Annotated in this window: 17 protein-coding genes; 11 read left to right on the forward strand and 6 right to left on the reverse strand. The window is 64.7% G+C overall.

What is annotated here, in order from left to right; all coding sequences use genetic code 11:
- The first annotated feature begins 74 nt into the window (after positions 1 to 74).
- The 3 genes from V5279_RS10650 to V5279_RS10660 all read left to right on the forward strand — a co-directional run bounded on the left by V5279_RS10650 (position 75) and on the right by V5279_RS10660 (position 4351).
- Complete coding sequence (locus V5279_RS10650; RefSeq protein WP_338697111.1) at positions 75 to 1070, forward strand: VOC family protein; 996 nt, start codon at positions 75 to 77, stop codon at positions 1068 to 1070.
- Between the two features lies 1 nt (position 1071).
- Positions 1072 to 2661, forward strand: coding sequence for a bifunctional 3-(3-hydroxy-phenyl)propionate/3-hydroxycinnamic acid hydroxylase (locus V5279_RS10655; protein WP_338697113.1), 1590 nt, complete (start codon positions 1072 to 1074; stop codon positions 2659 to 2661).
- Positions 2662 to 2737: 76 nt separating this feature from the next.
- Positions 2738 to 4351, forward strand: coding sequence for a choline dehydrogenase (locus tag V5279_RS10660; protein ID WP_338697115.1), 1614 nt, complete (start codon positions 2738 to 2740; stop codon positions 4349 to 4351).
- Between the two features lie 159 nt (positions 4352 to 4510).
- Here V5279_RS10660 and hemE read toward each other — a convergent pair whose 3' ends face one another.
- Complete coding sequence (gene hemE / locus V5279_RS10665; protein ID WP_338697117.1) at positions 4511 to 5557, reverse strand: uroporphyrinogen decarboxylase; 1047 nt, start codon at positions 5555 to 5557, stop codon at positions 4511 to 4513.
- 121 nt (positions 5558 to 5678) lie between these two features.
- Between hemE and V5279_RS10670 the strand changes: the two genes are divergently transcribed.
- On the forward strand, positions 5679 to 5864 hold the full coding sequence (locus V5279_RS10670; RefSeq protein ID WP_165126033.1) for a hypothetical protein: 186 nt from the start codon (positions 5679 to 5681) through the stop codon (positions 5862 to 5864).
- A gap of 128 nt (positions 5865 to 5992) precedes the next feature.
- Here the strand turns inward: V5279_RS10670 and V5279_RS10675 are convergent, their stop codons facing one another.
- From V5279_RS10675 to V5279_RS10685, 3 genes are all read right to left on the reverse strand, one after another.
- A complete protein-coding gene (locus tag V5279_RS10675) occupies positions 5993 to 6283 on the reverse strand; it encodes a PilZ domain-containing protein (RefSeq protein ID WP_338697119.1) in 291 nt (96 codons plus the stop codon).
- 156 nt (positions 6284 to 6439) lie between these two features.
- Positions 6440 to 8110: a pilus assembly protein TadG-related protein gene (locus V5279_RS10680; protein WP_338697121.1), complete on the reverse strand. Its 1671-nt coding sequence runs from the start codon at positions 8108 to 8110 to the stop codon at positions 6440 to 6442.
- 1 nt (position 8111) lies between these two features.
- Positions 8112 to 8525 (reverse strand): TadE/TadG family type IV pilus assembly protein, encoded by a 414-nt coding sequence (locus tag V5279_RS10685; RefSeq protein ID WP_338697123.1) that lies wholly within the window; start codon positions 8523 to 8525, stop codon positions 8112 to 8114.
- A 398-nt stretch (positions 8526 to 8923) separates the two neighbouring features.
- Between V5279_RS10685 and V5279_RS10690 the strand changes: the two genes are divergently transcribed.
- Complete coding sequence (locus V5279_RS10690; RefSeq protein WP_338697125.1) at positions 8924 to 9811, forward strand: LysR family transcriptional regulator; 888 nt, start codon at positions 8924 to 8926, stop codon at positions 9809 to 9811.
- 30 nt (positions 9812 to 9841) lie between these two features.
- Here V5279_RS10690 and V5279_RS10695 read toward each other — a convergent pair whose 3' ends face one another.
- Both V5279_RS10695 and V5279_RS10700 read right to left on the reverse strand, forming a co-directional pair.
- Positions 9842 to 10057, reverse strand: a complete 216-nt coding sequence (locus tag V5279_RS10695; protein WP_338697127.1) for a SlyX family protein — start codon at positions 10055 to 10057, stop codon at positions 9842 to 9844.
- Positions 10050 to 10808, reverse strand: a complete 759-nt coding sequence (locus V5279_RS10700; RefSeq protein WP_338697129.1) for a rhodanese-related sulfurtransferase — start codon at positions 10806 to 10808, stop codon at positions 10050 to 10052. The genes V5279_RS10695 and V5279_RS10700 overlap by 8 nt, the downstream gene beginning before the upstream one ends.
- A gap of 172 nt (positions 10809 to 10980) precedes the next feature.
- On the opposite strand from V5279_RS10700, the gene ggt reads away from it, so the two are divergent.
- From ggt to V5279_RS10730, 6 genes are all read left to right on the forward strand, one after another.
- Positions 10981 to 12567, forward strand: coding sequence for a gamma-glutamyltransferase (ggt, locus tag V5279_RS10705; RefSeq protein WP_338697131.1), 1587 nt, complete (start codon positions 10981 to 10983; stop codon positions 12565 to 12567).
- A gap of 124 nt (positions 12568 to 12691) precedes the next feature.
- Positions 12692 to 13900, forward strand: a complete 1209-nt coding sequence (locus tag V5279_RS10710; RefSeq protein WP_338697133.1) for an FAD-dependent oxidoreductase — start codon at positions 12692 to 12694, stop codon at positions 13898 to 13900.
- 63 nt (positions 13901 to 13963) lie between these two features.
- Positions 13964 to 14422, forward strand: coding sequence for an FKBP-type peptidyl-prolyl cis-trans isomerase (locus tag V5279_RS10715; RefSeq protein ID WP_338697135.1), 459 nt, complete (start codon positions 13964 to 13966; stop codon positions 14420 to 14422).
- Positions 14423 to 14464: 42 nt separating this feature from the next.
- Complete coding sequence (locus tag V5279_RS10720) at positions 14465 to 15472, forward strand: D-2-hydroxyacid dehydrogenase family protein (RefSeq protein WP_338697137.1); 1008 nt, start codon at positions 14465 to 14467, stop codon at positions 15470 to 15472.
- Positions 15473 to 15585: 113 nt separating this feature from the next.
- Entirely contained in the window at positions 15586 to 16122 is a 537-nt protein-coding gene (locus V5279_RS10725; RefSeq protein ID WP_338697139.1) for a cupin domain-containing protein, read from the forward strand.
- Between the two features lie 55 nt (positions 16123 to 16177).
- The gene (locus V5279_RS10730) at positions 16178 to 16915 is read left to right on the forward strand and encodes an enoyl-CoA hydratase/isomerase family protein (protein WP_338697141.1); all 738 of its coding nucleotides are present in this window, start codon (positions 16178 to 16180) and stop codon (positions 16913 to 16915) included.
- Positions 16916 to 16935 lie beyond the last annotated feature (20 nt).

The raw sequence follows: 16935 nt of genomic DNA on the forward strand, positions 1-16935 counted from the left end.
TGATCCCCCGCGGGTTTTTCGCAATGACTTGAGCAATGTCTTTGGTTCCCGCGACGGCAAACCAGAAGGTGCGCATGAGCCTCCCGACCACGAACCACGATCCCGGGTTCCGTATCACGCGGGCCAGCCATGTCGTCCTGACCGTGCGTGATCTCGTGGCGAGCCGGCAGTTCTACGAAAAGGTGATCGGGCTGATCCTGACCGCGGAGGAGGGCGATGCGCTCTATTTCCGCGGGGTCGAGGAGGCCTGTCATCACAGCCTGGTGTTGCGCAAGGGCGAAGGCGCCGTCTGCGCGCGGCTCGGCCTGCGGGTCTTCCAGGACGATGACCTCGACCGGCTCAAGGCCTTCTTCGAGGCGCATGGATGCTACGCGGCCTGGGTCGATGTGCCGCATCAGGGCCGCACCCTGCAGGCGAGCGATCCGGCCGGCACGCCGCTGGAGTTCTGCGCGACGATGCCGGTGGTGCCGCGCATGATCACCAGATTCACCCGCCATGCCGGCGGCTCGGCGCTGCGGCTCGATCACACGCAGGTGCTGACGCCGGAGGTGCGCAAGGCGTGCGAGTTCTACACCGCCGCAGGCTTTCGGCTCAGCGAATATATCGCGCCGGCCGGCACGTTCGATCTGCGCGGCGTGTTCCTGCAGCGCAAGGGCAATCCGCACGACATGGTGTTCTTCAATGGGGCGGGACCGCGGCTGCACCATTTCGCGTATCTCGCGCCCGAGGTTCATCATTTGCTCAACGCCTGCGATATCGCCGGCGAGCTCGGCTATGGCGCTGCGGTCGAACGCGGCCCGGGGCGGCACGGGCCGGGACACGCGATGTATGTCTACATGCGCGATCCCGACGGGCATCGCGTCGAGCTGTTCAACACGCACTACCAGATCATGGACATCGAGAGCGAGCCGATCGGCTGGGATCCCTCCGACCACAAAATCTCGTTTCCATGGGGACTGCCGGCGCGGCAGGCCTGGTTCGAGGAGGCGACACCGTTCGCCGATGTCGCGATCCGCGAGCCAGAGGTGAAACCGAAGCCGCTGACGCTCGAGAGTTACCTCGCGAAGTAGCATGGCACTCTCAGTCGCGAATCGCATCTATGACGTCGCCATCGTCGGGCTCGGGCCGGTCGGTGCGATCTTCGCCAATCTGCTCGCGAAAGCCGGCTTGCGAATCGCCGTCGTCGAGCGCGTCGCCGACATCTACGACAAGCCGCGCGCGATCACGCTCGATCATGAGGCACTGCGCGTGCTGCAGGCGATCGGGCTCGGCGATTTCATGGAGCAGGCGATCGCGCCGCACAACGGCTCGCACTATCTCGGCGTCGACGGCGAGATCATCAAGATCTTCGACCCGATGCCGCCGCCGTTTCCGCTCGGCTGGATCCCGAACGTCACCTTCGTGCAGCCGGATGTCGAGCAGGCGCTGCGCGACAAGCTCGCCGAATATCCGCATGCCGACGTTCTCCTTGCGGCCGCCGGCGTGGCGCTGCAGCAGGATGAGAACGCGGTGACGCTGACGGCGCGGCGCGAGTCCGGTGAGGAGTTCTTGATCCGCGCGCGCTATCTGGTCGGCTGTGATGGCGCCAACAGTTTTGTGCGCAAGCGGCTCGGCATCGGCCTGGAAGACCTCGCCTTCGATGAATGGTGGATGGTGGTGGACACGCTGACCAGCGAGCCCGCCAAACGGCCGTCCCGGAGTTTCCAGTATTGCTGGCCGTCGCGACCCGGCACCTTTGTGCCGGGGCCGCGCAATCTGCGGCGCTGGGAGATCAAGCTGTTGCCGGGCGAGGATCCCGATTTGGCCGGCATGCCCGACAACGTCGTGAAGCTGCTGAAAGGCTTCACCGACATCTCCGACCTCACGATCTGGCGCTCGGCGGTCTATCGTTTCCACGCGCTGCTCGGCGAGCGCTGGCGCGACCGCCGCGTACTGCTGATGGGGGACGCCGTGCACCAGACGCCGCCGTTCCTCGGGCAAGGGCTGTGCGCAGGCATCCGCGATGCCGTGAACCTTGCCTGGAAGCTGAGGCTGGTTCTCCGTGGCGATGCCGACGAGGCGCTGCTCGACAGCTACGAGGTCGAGCGCAAGCCGCATGTCCGCGCCGTCGTCGCCAGCGCCAAGGAGTTCGGCAAGATCATCGGCGAACTCGATCCTGAGGCTGCCGCCGAGCGCGACGTGCGGCTGCGTGCCGACCTGAAGGCCGGCAAGGCCGAAACCATCAGGCAGAAATTCATCCCCGATCTCGTCTCCGGTCTGATCGCGCGCGATGCCGATCTTGCCGGGCGGCTGTTCGTGCAGCCGCATGTGCGTGCGCCGGCCGGGCGGACCTGCCGGCTCGACGATCTGCTCAAGCCGGAGTTTGCGATCGTGACGGCGGCGGCAGAGCCGATGGCATGGCTGTCGGAGACGTCCTGTGCCGGGTGGCAGCGTCTCTCAGCTGAGCGCGTCGTCATCACCACATCGGGTGACAGCAGCGATGCCAACGGTATTTTGACCGTGGTCGAGCGCGACGGCCTGTTCGCAGACTGGATGCGGCAACATGGCGCCGCGGCGGTGATCGTCCGGCCCGACCGCTACGTCTTCGGTGCCGCCGGCGGTGCCGGCGAGCTCAATATGCTTGTCGAGCAACTGCTCCAGAACCTCAGCGCAGGGCGCTAGGCTTTTCAAGGCGGCGCTTTCTCTGTACCACCGGAAGAAAGAGATTCCGGGGAAAAAGAATTGCCGGGGGAAACCAGTGAACAACAAGAATGATGCGGCCGAATTCGACTACGTCATCGTCGGTGCCGGCTCGGCCGGTTGCGTGCTTGCCAGCCGCCTGAGCGCCGACGGCAAGCACTCGGTGCTGCTGCTCGAGGCCGGGCCAAAGGACACCAACATCTGGATCCATGTCCCGCTCGGCTACGGCAAGCTGTTCAAGGAAAAATCCGTCAACTGGATGTACCAGACCGAGCCCGAGCCGGGTCTCAACGGGCGGCAGGTGTTCCAGCCGCGCGGCAAGGTGCTCGGCGGCTCCAGCTCGATCAACGGCCTGCTCTATGTCCGCGGCCAGCACGAGGACTACGACCGCTGGCGCCAGCGCGGCAATGCCGGCTGGGGCTATGACGACGTCCTGCCCTATTTCAGGAAGGCGGAAGATCAACAGCGCGGCGGCGACAAGTACCACGGCGCGGGTGGACCGCTGCCGGTATCGGACTGGCGGCATCACGATCCGCTGTCGGAAGCCTTCGTTCATGCCGCGGCCGAGGTCGGCATTCCGACCAATCCGGATTTCAACGGCGCGACCCAGGAGGGCGCGGGCTTCTTCCAGACCACGACGCGGCGCGGCCGGCGCGCCAGCACGGCGCGGTCCTATCTGCGGCCTGCACTGACGCGCGGCAATCTGCATGTCGAGACCTCGGCGCTGGCGCAGCGCATCCTGTTCGACGGCAAGCGCGCGAGCGCCGTCGCGTACAAGCAGGACGGTCTCTTGCGAAGAGCCAAGGCGCGCAAGGAGATCCTGGTGTCGAGCGGCGCGTACAACTCGCCGCAATTGCTGCAGCTCTCCGGTGTCGGCCCCGCCGATCTCTTGAAACAGCACGGCATCGACATCGTGCTCGATGCGCCCGGTGTCGGCAACGACCTGCAGGACCACATGCAGGTGCGCATCGTCACGCGCTGCGCGCAGACCGTCACGCTGAACGATGTTATCAACCATCCGGTGCGCCGCGTCATGGCCGGGCTGCGTTACGCGGCGCTGCGCAAGGGGCCGCTGACGATTGCCGCCGGCACGTCGGGCGCGTTCTTCAAGACCAGCCCGCGGCTGGCGTCGCCCGACATCCAGATCCACTTCCTGCCGTTCTCGACCGACAAGATGGGCGAGAAGCTGCATCCGTTCTCGGGCTTCACCGCCTCGGTCTGCCAGCTGCGCCCGGAAAGCCGCGGCTCGCTGAAGATCAGGAGCGCGGACCCGAGCGTGCCGCCGGAAATCCGCATCAACTATCTGGCGACCGAGACCGATCGCCGCGCCTTCATCGACGGCATCCGCATCCTGCGCAAGATTTTGGCCGCGCCGGCGCTGAAGTCATACTCGGTCGGAGAGGTCGATCCCGGCGCCAAGGTGGTCAGCGACGACGACCTGCTGGATTTCTGCCGCCGCACCGGCAGCACGGTCTATCACCCGACCTCGACCTGCCGGATGGGCAACGATCCGCTCGCCGTCGTCGACCAGCGGCTCAAGGTGCGCGGCGTCGATGGCCTGCGCGTGGTCGATGCGTCGGTCATGCCGGACCTGATGTCGGGCAATACCAACGCGCCGACGATCATGATCGCGGAAAAGGCCTCGGATATGATTTTGGAGGATGCGAGGTAATATCTCGACCCGTCATCCTGAGGTGCGAGCACTTGCGAGCCTCGAAGGATGAACGGCCCCGCTCCATCAACTCGGAGAGGTCCGGGGCCGTCGACCCTTCGAGACGCGCGCAAGGGCGCGCTCCTCAGGGTGACGGTGATAGAGTAGGCTACAGGAGCCTCAGCCCTTATGCGCGCGTACCCGCGCGACCATTTGTTCGACATGGGCGATCGGCGTCTCCGGCAGGATGCCGTGGCCGAGATTGAAGATCAGCCGCCCCTTGCCGAAATTCTCCAGCACATCGTCCACCGCGCGGTCGAGCGCGGCGCCGCCGGTAATCAGCGCCAGCGGATCGAGATTGCCCTGCACGGCGACGCGGCTCTGCACGCGCTCGCGGATCATCGACGGCTCGGTTGCCCAATCGATCGAGACCGCATCGACGCCGGTTTGGTCGATATAGGCCGGCAGCATGCCGCCGGCGCCGCGCGGAAAGCCGATGATCCTGGCACCGGGGACCTGCTTGCGCACCCCGGCAACGATGCGCCGGGTCGGCTCGACCGACCAGCGGGCGAACTCGCGTGGCGGCAGCACGCCGGCCCAGGTGTCGAAGATCTGCAGGCAATCGGCGCCGGCCTTCAGCTGGCCGACGAGATAGTGGATCGAGTTCTCGACCAGGACGTCGATGATTTGAGCGAATGCCTCCGGATGGCGGTAGGCGAGCATCCGCGCGGGCGCCTGGTCCGGCGTGCCCTGTCCGGCCACCATGTAGGTCGCGACCGTCCATGGCGCGCCGCAGAAGCCGATCAGCGCGATGTCAGGCGCAAGCTCGCGGCGGACGCGGCGCAGCGCTTCGAAAACCGGCTCGAGCTTGCCGAAATCGGCCTGGGTCGCCAGCGCCGCGATCTCGCCGGGGGTTGCCAGCGGATCGAGCCGCGGCCCCTCGCCGGCCTCGAAGCGCACTGAACGCCCGAGCGCATAGGGGATCACCAGGATGTCGGAGAAGATGATCGCGGCGTCGAAATTGAACCTGCGGATCGGCTGCAGGGTGATCTCGGCCGCGAATTCGGGCGTGAAGCACAGATCAAGGAAGCCGCCGGCCTTGGCGCGCAACTCGCGGTATTCCGGCAGATAGCGGCCGGCCTGCCGCATCATCCAGAGCGGCGGCACGGGCTGCCGGTGGCCCGACAGGACGTCGATGAGCGGCTTCTTTGCGGAATCCTGGGGCACGCGGAAAGTTCCTGATCAGGTCAAATTTGCGCCCCTGATACACGCTGCGACGCAATGGGCCAAGGCGGTTCTGGAACCCCGGTTTGCTTGGGCGCGTTGTTCCGGAGAATGGAGGGACGACATGGCCGAGAAATTCGATCCTGCCGCACATGACAAGCATGCCGAGAAGCCGCACGAGGCGCAGGCTGCCGACCGCAAGGCCCGCAGCCGGCTCAAGGAGGGATTGGAGGATACGTTCCCGGCCTCCGATCCGGTCAGCGCGACGCAGCCGGCGCCGTCGAAGCACGACGGCAATCGGGACAATTAGCTGGTATATGCCAGCGGTTGCTAACCACGATGCGAGTTGGGTTCAACCGCGCGGCGAACGGGTAGCGGCGCGGCGGTGGCTCGAAGCGGACCACGAAGCCGCCCCGATCTTGTGATCGTCGGGACAGACTAGATGGGGCCGCCTTCGGGGCGCTGCATCCGGTCATATTCGAAGGTCACGCCGAGCCGGCGCTCCAGACGCCAGACCAGAATGCAGTGCCGCTGGATCGGCTCGCTCTCGATCTCGAGATCGAACGCAAACGGGAGTGCATCGTCGCTTTCCACCGCGAGCCCCGCGCCGCCGGTCGAGAGATTGAGCACAACGCATCCGACGCTGGTGTTGCGGAAGAAGATGGTTCCGCGCTTCATCAATACCGTACGCTGGCTGTCCGTCTTGTATCTTCTTATTGTTGTACTCACGGCAGTCTCCTACCCCCCGATCGATGCGGTCGCGATCGTTCCCCTAAAGCGCGATGAGATTTGGTTGAATCGTCATCGCGCTTTCGCCCCTTGTTTGAGCATGGTCTCTTCGGAAAACCGCCTGGTACTTTTCTTGGCACTTTTCCGGATCATGCTTTAGTTCACCAGCACCGCGCCGTCGCAGCGGACGCCCAGCACCCAAACGTCGACCTGGCCGAGCCCGATGCCGAGCGTCGCGAGCAGGGATGCCAGCACCTGATCGATTGGACTCGTCACGCCATTCAGGATGCTCATGACCAGCGCGCCCAATCCCGGGATCGGAAGCCCGAGCGGGCCGACGGTGATCGTGAGCGAGAGGTTGCCGAGCAGCGTGCTCGTCAGCGATGTAAGGAAGTTGGTCGTCGTCACCGTCTTCTTGGTTCCCGACTGGATGTCACTGTAGCTGAAATTGACGTTGGTCGGCGTGGTGTTGCCCATGCCGGCATGGGCGAGGCCGGTGACGGTGACGAGACCGAGATTGACCAGCGTCACCGGTGGTGGGTTTGGCTTGGTCGTGAAGTTGGTCATATCGGCCATCGTGACATTGCCGATCCATGCATCCACGATCCCGGGTGTCACGCCGACCGTCACCTGCGACGTGTTGATGTTCGGATGGCCGCAGGACACCGCGTTGAGCGTCGCGGTGCCCGAGGCGACCTCGACATAGACCGGGAGGTTGATCGCGGAAACGGCGCCGGAGCCGAGAACATTGACCGTCGCCAGGATCCTGGTCTGCGCGGTGTGCACGCTCACGCCCTGGGTGCCCATCGCGATCCAGCTCGAGCCGACCGGGCGCTCGCCGATCGTTGCGATCACGGAAACGTTGGCGATGCCGGGCAGGCCGAGATTGACCGAGGTTGCGATCTGATGGTTCCCGTTCGCGATCTGCGCCACGGTGCTAACGAGGTCGAATACCGAAATACTGGCGCCAACCTTGGGTTTCTGCCCGACCGTCAGGTTGGCAAAGGGGCCGAGGTCGACCAGTGTTCCAGGCGTAATCTTGGTTGAGGAGCCGGTGACGGCCTGGGAGATCGTCGACAGCGCGGTCGTCGCGGCGCCCGCGCCGTTGGCGATCTGCTGCGTGGTCAGCGCGGCCGCCATGATGTCGCCGACCTTGATGTTGCTGCTCAGCAGGTCGCTATAGGTGACGCCGGTCAGGTTGACCCGGGTCGCCAGCGCCGACAGGAAATCCAGCGCGTCGATCTTCGCGCTGATCAGCGAATTGTAGTCCATCACCGAGAGCGACAGCGTGGTGCCGAGCATCGAACCGAGCATCGCATTGAGCACGCCGCCGTTGACCGAGAGCAGCCGCGAGCCGATCGCGAACGACGCCATTTCGGTCGACGTCGCGGTGGCGGTGGTCCTGATCGTGAAGCTGCTCGCGCCGGTGATGTAGCGCGCGAAATAGAGCGGGGTCTGGGTATTCAGCGTGACGCGCGCGGCGTTGGGAGTGCCGACCGCCGGGGTCACGAAACGGGCCTGTGGCGCGACGGCGCTGTTTGCGGTGTAGGTCCCCGTCTCAACCTTGACCACCGCGCTGGCCGGATAGTTGTTCTGTGTCACCGTCGCGGTGGCGGCGTTGACCGGATTGTTCAGGTTGGCGGCGGCGACGATTGCGGCGAGATCGGCGGTGCTCTGGGTCTTGCGCCGGTCGGCGAAGATCGTGCCGAGGTCGATTGCAAGCCCGGCGCATCCGATCACGAGCGTCATCAGGCCGGCGCTGATCATCGCGAAGTTTCCGCGTTCGTCGGCGCCGAAGCGCCGCATCAGCATCAGCATGGCCGTCATCCTAGAATCCTCCGTACTGAATCGCCGCGGAGCGGACGATGGTGCTCGCGGGCTTGGGTACGAAAGGCAGGCTGTAGATGAAGTTGCCGGCCGCGTTGTAGTTGACCGTCACCACGTAGACGTTCGCGTTCGCCGGCGACGGCGCGGCATTGACCGTGAGATTTGCGGGAAGGAGCAACGGATAGGTGGATGCGTTGGCGGTGACGTAGCTCGTCGCGAGGCTGTTGCGCTCGGTGTCGGTCATTCCTGCGATAGACGACCGCGCCGCTTCGGCGGCGAGTTGCTGAACGCCATGCACCATCGCGAGATACGAGCCGAAAACGATGATGCCAAAAATGAAGGCGAGAAAAAGTGGCAGCATGAGCGCGAATTCGACCGCAGACGCGCCGCTTCGACAGCGAAAAAACCTGGGCATGGAACACCTCGAGACGCAAACTACCGCGTCACGTTGCGAGGCTTTGATTAAGGAAAACTATGAAAACGCTTCCGCGAATCAGTGACGTCAATTCAGATGAATGGCAGCACCAGGATTGATCGGGCGCGCGATGCCTTATGGGGTGATCACAATATTTGATGCTGTCTCCGCAGAAATCCGGGGTTCGATGCTGCTGCGGTGGCGCGTGCGTGTGCAGATGCAGTTATCCGATACCGTAGCTCTACGTGGAAATGCACGTAACAATACATATGGCCTGCAATAGAAGTGCCGTCGCGGCAAATTGTAGCTAAACGAAAGTGCAACCAAATGTTAGTATAGCTGAATCACATACTATGGAGATCGGAATTGCGTCCCGTGCTGAGATTGGAGCGCTCGCGATGCACAGACCACGCCAGCATCTGAATATTCCTACTGAGATCGTCCGCACCGTCGTTGCGATCGCTGAGACGGGAAGCCTGTCGAAGGCTGGGGAACGTCTCGGCCTCAGCCAGCCGGCGATCAGTTCCCAGGTCAAGCGACTGCAAAGCCTGATCGGCGGCGCACTCTTCGTCAGAACGGCAAACGGCACCACAACCACCGAGCTCGGCAAGGTCGCCGTGCAGCAGGCAAGGCGTATACTCGAAGCCAACGATCAATTGCTTCGGTTGGGCGGCAGTCATGAGGGACCGCAGCCGCTGCGGCTCGGAATCAGCACGATGCTCGCCGAGGAATTCCTCAAGCTTCATCCGGCCGAGGCTCTCGCCGACGTCCTGCTTCACGCGGACATGTCGCCGGCCGTCATCAGAGGATTGATCGACGGCTACATCGATATCGCCTTCGTCTATAGCAATCCTTCGCTCGAGAACGAGGACGAGGTGACGATCGCCGCCGAGGCCGACGAACGCTCGGTGTGGGTGCGTTCACGCGATTTTGTGCTGCGGCCCGGCGCGCCGATCCCGATCCTGGCGTGGCCGGGTGACGACTGGATGATCCGGACGCTCACCAAGCACAACATCTCCTACAAGATCGTGTTCAGGAGCCCGAACCACCAGCTGCGACTGGAAGCCGCACGGGCCGGATATGGCCTGACCGCGTGCCCCGAGCGGATGATCCCGCCCTTCCTGGTTTCGGCGAAGGACTATTATCTGCCGGAGCTTCCGGTGCAGAAGCGCCTGCTGTGTGTCCGCCCGGGCCTCGAAGGAAGTCGCGCGACGGCGATGGTGCAGCGGTTGTCGAGCCTGTTCTTCGCCGGCGCGAAGCCGGTCCGGCAGGTGAACAACATGTAATCCGCCGCCGCCGCATTGCGGCGGCATCGGTCAATAATGCGGTGGGCGCTCGTTGGCGGGCCCGGGCCCTTGGCGTTCGGCCTCCTGAAGCCGGTCGCGCAACTCGGCGACCTGGCGCATCAGCGCGTCGATCTGCTTCCACTGCGCCGTGATGGTCTGGTTCAGCGTCTCGATGGCTTCGTCCTGGTAGGTCAGGCGGACCTCCAGCGCATCGACCCGTTCGCTCAGCCTTGCAGCATCATTCATCGACGGCACCCGCGTGTTCGCGCTCGCGCTCGCGCAGGCCGTGGCCGAGCGCGACGCGCTCGTCGAACACGAAACAGTCGCCGCGCCAGCGACTGTCCTGCTGTGGAGTTTCCTCGAGATATTTCAGAATGCCGCCCTTGAGGTGATAGACCTCGGCAAACCCCTGCGCGAGCAGATAGGCGCTGGCCTTCTCGCAGCGGATGCCGCCGGTGCAGAACATCGCAATCCTGCGGTGCTTCCCGGGATCGAGATGACGGGCGGCAAATTCCTTGAACTGACCGAAGCTCGCGATCCTGGGATCCACCGCGCCTTCGAAGCTGCCCATCGCGACCTCGAACGCGTTGCGGGTGTCGAGCACCAGCATGTCGGGCGAGGCGATCAGCGCATTCCAGTCGGCGGCGTCGACATAGGTGCCGACCTGGCGCGTCGGATCGATCGTGGTGTCGCCGAGCGTCACGATCTCCTTCTTCAGCCGGACCTTGAGCCGCTGGAACGGCATCTGCGCGGCTTCGGAGTATTTCAGCTCGAGATTGTCGAGGCGGCCGCCGAACAGCGGCCCGTGCCCGAGCTCCGCGACGAAGGCATCGATGCCGTCGCCGGTGCCGGCAATGGTGCCGTTGATACCCTCATGGGCGAGCAGCACGCTGCCCTTGATGTGGAGCCCCGCGCAGAGCCCGCGCAGCGGCTCGCGCAGTGCGCGGAAATCGGGCAGCGCGGCGAACTGGTAGAAGGCGGCGACCTTGAACGGCATGGCCGGGGTTTATCAGGCCGGTCAGGTCCGCGAAACCCCGCAAAGCCATGCGTTATCGGGATAATTCCTCTGGCATGCCAGGCATTGCCCTGCCGGGGATGAATGTGCCATGTACTTGGCATCCATCCGCCGCAGCAGCATCAGAACATCACGATCAAGCGAGCTCTCCGCCATGAGGAATTTCCATTTCGCCGGCCGTTCCACGGTCCACGCCCAGAACGCGATGGTCGCGACCTCGCATCCGGAGGCGGCGCTCGTGGCGATCGAGGTGATGCGCGAGGGCGGTACGGCTGCCGATGCGGCGGTCGCGGCCTGCGCGCTGCTCGGCGTCATCGAGCCGCAATCGACCGGCATCGGCGGCGACTGCTTTGCGCTGATCCAGCCGAAGGGCGAGGGCAAGATCACGGCCTATAATGGCAGCGGCCGGGCGCCGATGGCGGCCACCGCCGACTGGTACCTCGAACGCAATATCCATTCGGTGCCGCTGACCTCGGCGCATGCCGTCAGCATTCCCGGCGCAATCGACGCCTGGGACGTCATCCTCAGGGATCACGGCAAGTTCGGCTTCGACCGGCTGCTGCAGCCGGCGATCAAGGCCGCCGAAGAGGGCTACGTGGTCGCGCCGCGCATCGCCTTCGACTGGAAGAACGGTTTTGAGAAGCTGAAGAACGGCACCAATACCGAGCGCTATCTGCTGCCGCATGGCAAGCCTGCGGTCGCCGGCGACGTGATCCGGCAGCCCGAGCTCGGCAAGACGCTGCGCGCGATTGCGCAAAAGGGCCGCGATGCCTTCTATAGCGGCGAGATTGCCGCCGACATGGTCGACACGCTGCGCGGCATCGGCGGCCTGCATACGCTGGAGGACTTTGCCGCGCATTCGACCGAGGCGACCTCGCCGATCGGCACGATGTACAAGGGCCACGACGTCTGGCAGTGCCCGCCGAACGGACCGGGCATCACCATGCTGGTCATGCTCAACATCCTGTCGCGCTTCGACCTGACGAAGTTCAAGCCGCTCAGCATCGAGCGCTTCCACCTCGAGGCCGAAGCCGCCCGCATCGCCTACATGATGCGCGAGCAGTACATCGGCGATCCCCAGCACGCGCATGTCGACGTCGCCGGCATTCTCTCCAGGGAGTTCGCCGACGAGCACATCAAGAACATCCGGATGGATGGCTTGCTCGATCTGCCCAACGTTGCGCCGCCGATGAATCCGTCAACCGTCTACATCACGGTGGTCGACAAGGACCGCAACGTCTGCTCGTTCATCAACTCGATCGCGCATTCGTTCGGCTCGGCGATCGTCTCCAACAAGACCGGCGTCCTGCTGCAGAACCGCGCCGGCGGCTTCCGCATCCAGCCCGGTCATCCGAATTGCATCGCGCCGGGCAAGCGTCCGCTGCACACCATCATCCCGGCGCTGGCCACCAGGAACGGCCGTGCCGTGATGCCGTTCGGCGTGATGGGCGGCCAGTACCAGCCGGTCGGCCAGACCCATGTGCTGACCAACATGCTCGACTATGGCTGTGACGTGCAGGAGGCGATCGACATGCCGCGCGGCCTGCATTACGAGGGCGTCTACCAGCTCGAGGATAGCGTGCCGGCGGAGATCGTCGAAGGCCTGAAGAAGATCGGCCACAAGACCACCAGCGTGGTCGCGCCGCTCGGCGGTGGCCAGGGGATCTGGATCGATTGGGACAAGGGCACGCTGACCGGCGGCTCCGATCCACGCAAGGACGGCTGCGCGCTCGGCTACTGATTGTCGCGGCCGGCGAAGCTGGACCGGCGGAACAAGGTGTTGTCGCGGGGGTTGGTGCTGGAAGCCCTTCCCCGCGAGGCCCGTCATCCGTTCCCTCGATTCAGATGATACTGACCAGGCCGATTTGCGCGGCGGCATCTCGCCGTGGTTTGTCGCCGCAACGCCACCGCCGCGTCCCGCGCTATCGGAAAATCTCACCTGCGATGCGCTTATCGTCGGCGCCGGCATCACCGGCTCGCTGGTCGCCGAGCGCCTGACCCGTCAGGGGCTCGACGTCGTCATCGTCGACCGTGAGCACCCCGGCCGCGGCAGCACTGCGGCAAGCACCTCGATGCTGTTGTGGGAGATCGACCGTCCGCTTGTCGAACTGACGGCGATGTACGGCTTCGAGCGGGCTGCGCGTGCCTATCGGGCAAGCCTCGATGCCGTGACCGGCCTGATCTCGCTGGTTCGTGACCACAAGCTGCCGGGAGAGATCAGAAACAAGCGCTCGCTCTATCTGGCGGCCGGCAGCTCCGTAGCCGAATTGCTCGATGAGCATCGGCTCCGCCGCCGCGCCGGCCTGCCCGGCGACTTCCTCGATCATGGACAACTGCTCGAGACCTACGGAATGGCGCGCGCCGGCGCGATCGTCTCGCCTGGCGCGGCGGATGCCGATCCGCTCCAGCTTGCCCGCGGTCTGCTCCACCTCGCGGTCACGCGCGGTGCGCGGCAGTTCGATGCGGAGGCCGTGGTATTCGATCCGGCAGGTGCCGCAGTCACGGTGGGATTCGAGGATGGCCACGAAATTGCCGCGAGGGCCGTCGTGCTGGCGACCGGCTACGTGATGCCGGATATCGTTCGGTCGAAGGTCCAGGCCGTGTCCTCGAGCTGGGCGATTGCGACCACGCCGCAGCCGCAGAACATCTGGAAGGATGGCGCGCTGATCTGGGAGAACGCGAAGGATTATCTCTACGCACGCACGACGCCGGCGGGGCGCATCATCATCGGTGGCGAGGACAGTGAGGAGATCATCGCGCCCGATGCGCGCGACCGCCTGATCCCGGAGAAGTCGCGGCGGCTCGCGCAACGTCTCGCCGCGCTCTGGCCGTTCGCGGCAACGGAGATCGAATACCGCTGGGCCGGGACGTTCGACACCACCAGCGACGGCCTGCCGCTGATCGGCCCGGTCCCCGGCGCGAAGGGTGTCTATGCCGCGTATGGCTATGGCGGCAACGGCATTACCTTCAGTTATCTGGCCGCGCAATTGATCGGTGATCTCGTCGCGGGCGGCACCTCGCCATTGCTCGACGATTTCGCGCTGGACCGCGATGGCGGCATAGCCGGTCACTGAAAAATGGCTAGGGAATTGCTCTGCGCTGGGCTAGAGACGGCCGTTCTTCACGAGAGGTGCAAGATGCGATCTTCCCGACGCACGATCATCAAGACTGCGTTCGCCGGACTTGCGGCGGCGGTCTCCACGTCCGTTGTCAGCGGGACGGCAACGGCCCAAACTGCAGGAAAGCCCATGACCACAGCCTCAGGCCTCCAGATCATCGACAGCAAGGTCGGCACCGGCGCCTCGCCGAAGCCCGGCCAGACCTGCGTCATGCACTACACCGGCTGGCTCTACGACAACGGCCAGAAGGGCAAGAAATTCGACTCCTCGGTCGATCGCAACGAGCCGTTCGAGTTTCCGATCGGCCAGGGTCATGTGATCAAGGGCTGGGACGAGGGCGTCGCCAGCATGAAGGTCGGCGGCAAGCGCACGCTGATCATCCCGCCTGATCTCGGCTATGGCGCGCGCGGCGCCGGCGGCGTGATCCCGCCGAATGCGACGCTGATGTTCGATGTCGAGCTGCTTGGCGTGAAATAATCGGGCGTGACGTAACGGCCCACAACAAGAGAGGGCGCAGCGATGAAGATCTCGATCCTCGACGATTATTTCGACACGCTGCGCACCCTCGATTGTTTCCGCAAGCTTGACGGCCACGACGTCACGATCTGGAACGATCACGTCCAGGACGTCGATGCGCTCGCCGAACGGCTGCGCGACACCGACGTGCTGGTGCTGATCCGCGAACGCACCCAGATCCGCACGCCGCTGCTCGAGCGGCTGCCGAAGCTGAAGCTGATCAGCCAGCGCAGCGTCTATCCGCATATCGATATCGACACCTGCACGCGGCTCGGCATCATCGTGTCGTCGGGCCAGCATGCCGACACCCCGTCCTACGCCACCGCCGAGTTCACCTGGGGCCTGATCCTCGCCGCGATGCGCGCGATCCCGCAGCAGATGGCGGCGCTGAAGGCCGGCAAGTGGCAGATCGGCGTCGGCCACACGCTGCGCGGCAAGACGCTCGGCATCTACGGCTACGGCCGCATCGGCGCCGTGGTCGCGGGCTACGGCAAGGCATTCGGCATGAACGTGCTGGTCTGGGCCCGCGAGCCGGCGATGGCCAAGGCGCGCGCCGACGGTTACGAGACATCAGCCAGCAAGGCTGATTTCTTTGCCCGCTGCGACGTGCTGTCGCTGCATATGCGGCTGGTCGACGCGACGCGCGGCATCGTCAAGGCGGAGGACCTCGCGCGGATGAAAGAGACCGCGTTGATCGTCAACACCAGCCGCGCGCCGCTGATCGCGCCCGGCGCGCTGGTCGATGCGCTGCTCGCCGGCCGGCCCGGCATGGCCGCGATCGACGTCTACGAAAAGGAGCCGCTGCGCGACACCGCAGACCCGCTGCTCAATATGGATAATGTGGTCTGCACGCCGCATCTCGGATACGTCTCACGCGACGAATACCAGATCCAGTTCACCGACATCTTCGATCAGATATTGGCCTACGCCGCCGGTGCGCCGACCGATGTGGTCAATCCGGATGTGCTGGCACATCCGGGCGTGCTGGCACATCCGCGCCCGCGCGGCTAAAGCTTCGCAGGGCAACGCGCGGCCGCGCCGGAACGTTCCGATTTTCCGCTCGCCTGCGCTCGCGCTTTTCGGTAGCGTTCCTTGCACGAACTTGACCAACGAGAGCAAGAACGATGAGCGGTTCCCACGATCACACCCATCCCCAAGATCACACCCATGACCACGATCATCACCATCACGACGACGAGCGCTGGAAGCACGACGGCGTCCGCGTGATTCCCGGCAATCAGCTCGACCCGAATGTGCCGTCGACCGCCGGCATGGACCGCAAGGCCGCGATCAATTTCGCCCGCGTCGGCGCCCAGAAACTGTGGGCAGGCACCGTCAGCATCAAGCCGGACGCCAAGACCGGCGCACATCATCACGGCCATCTCGAAAGCATCATCTATGTCGTGAAGGGCAAGGCGCGGATGCGCTGGGGCGAGAAGCTGCAGTTCACCGCCGAAGCCGGTCCCGGCGATTTCATCTTCGTACCGCCTTACGTGCCGCACCAGGAGATCAACGCCAGCCGCGATGAGGTGCTGGAATGCGTGCTGGTGCGCTCCGACGGTGAGGCGGTCGCGATCAATCTCGACATCGAGCCGATCGAGAAGCCGGAGACCGTGCTGTGGGTCGATCCGGTGCACCGGCATCCCGACGAGAAGAAATAACGTCGCGGCGCGGCCGCGACGAAAGACAATAATAACAAAACCAGGGGAGGCCAGCATGACGCTCGTTCGCTACGAGAGCGCGGATTACGTCGCGACCATCACGATGGCGCGCAGCGAGAAGCACAACGCGCTCAACGACGCGTTGTGTACGGAGTTGCGCGATGCCTGGCTGCGCTTTCGCGACAGCGATGACCGCGTCGCGGTGCTGGCCTCCGCCGAGGAGAAATATTTCTCCGTCGGCGCTGATGTCGGTGATCTCCCCGCCAACATGTGGCACGCCGTGCCGGGCCTTGGTGTCGAACTCGACAAGCCCGTGATCGCGGCGACGTCGGGCTGGGTCGTGGGTGGCGCCTTCGTGCTGGTCCAGATGGCCGACCTGTGCGTGGCGTCGGAGACGACACGTTTCATCTATCCCGAGGGAAAGATCGGCACCACCGCGGGCGGCGTGTCATCGGTGATGGCACGGATGCCACACAAGATTGCGATGGAATTTCTGCTGGTCGGCGAGGAAATGTCGGCGGAGCGCGCCTTCCAGATCGGCTTCGTCAACAAGGTCGCGCCGAAAGGTCAGCACGTCGTGATGGCGCAGGAGATGGCCGCGAAAATTGCCGGCAATGCGCCGCTGGTGGTCCGCGCGCTGAAGAAGCTGGCGCGCGAGGCCATGCCGAAGGGACCTCTCGAAACCGTTGCCGATGCGCGGCGGTTGCTCGATGAAGTCAGAGACAGCGAAGATCTCAAGGAAGGCGTCAAGGCCTTCGCAGAAAAGCGCAAGCCGAGGTTCACGGGGAAGTGACGCAGTCATTCCGGGGCGAC

The sequence above is a fragment of the Bradyrhizobium sp. 26S5 genome, assembly GCF_036923295.1.
GTDB classification, from domain to species: Bacteria; Pseudomonadota; Alphaproteobacteria; order Rhizobiales; family Xanthobacteraceae; genus Bradyrhizobium; species Bradyrhizobium septentrionale.

Coding starts and splice junctions, on each gene's coding strand:
- V5279_RS10650 (WP_338697111.1), top strand. CDS start 75: ATGAGCCTCCCGACCACGAACCACGATCCCGGGTTCCGTATCACGCGG.
- V5279_RS10655 (WP_338697113.1), top strand. CDS start 1,072: ATGGCACTCTCAGTCGCGAATCGCATCTATGACGTCGCCATCGTCGGG.
- V5279_RS10670 (WP_165126033.1), top strand. CDS start 5,679: ATGGCCGAGAAATTCGATCCTGCCGCACATGACAAGCATGCCGAGAAG.
- V5279_RS10680 (WP_338697121.1), bottom strand. CDS start 8,110: ATGACGGCCATGCTGATGCTGATGCGGCGCTTCGGCGCCGACGAACGC.
- V5279_RS10685 (WP_338697123.1), bottom strand. CDS start 8,525: ATGCCCAGGTTTTTTCGCTGTCGAAGCGGCGCGTCTGCGGTCGAATTC.
- V5279_RS10690 (WP_338697125.1), top strand. CDS start 8,924: ATGCACAGACCACGCCAGCATCTGAATATTCCTACTGAGATCGTCCGC.
- V5279_RS10695 (WP_338697127.1), bottom strand. CDS start 10,057: ATGAATGATGCTGCAAGGCTGAGCGAACGGGTCGATGCGCTGGAGGTC.
- V5279_RS10700 (WP_338697129.1), bottom strand. CDS start 10,808: ATGCCGTTCAAGGTCGCCGCCTTCTACCAGTTCGCCGCGCTGCCCGAT.
- ggt (WP_338697131.1), top strand. CDS start 10,981: ATGAGGAATTTCCATTTCGCCGGCCGTTCCACGGTCCACGCCCAGAAC.
- V5279_RS10715 (WP_338697135.1), top strand. CDS start 13,964: ATGCGATCTTCCCGACGCACGATCATCAAGACTGCGTTCGCCGGACTT.
- V5279_RS10720 (WP_338697137.1), top strand. CDS start 14,465: ATGAAGATCTCGATCCTCGACGATTATTTCGACACGCTGCGCACCCTC.
- V5279_RS10725 (WP_338697139.1), top strand. CDS start 15,586: ATGAGCGGTTCCCACGATCACACCCATCCCCAAGATCACACCCATGAC.
- V5279_RS10730 (WP_338697141.1), top strand. CDS start 16,178: ATGACGCTCGTTCGCTACGAGAGCGCGGATTACGTCGCGACCATCACG.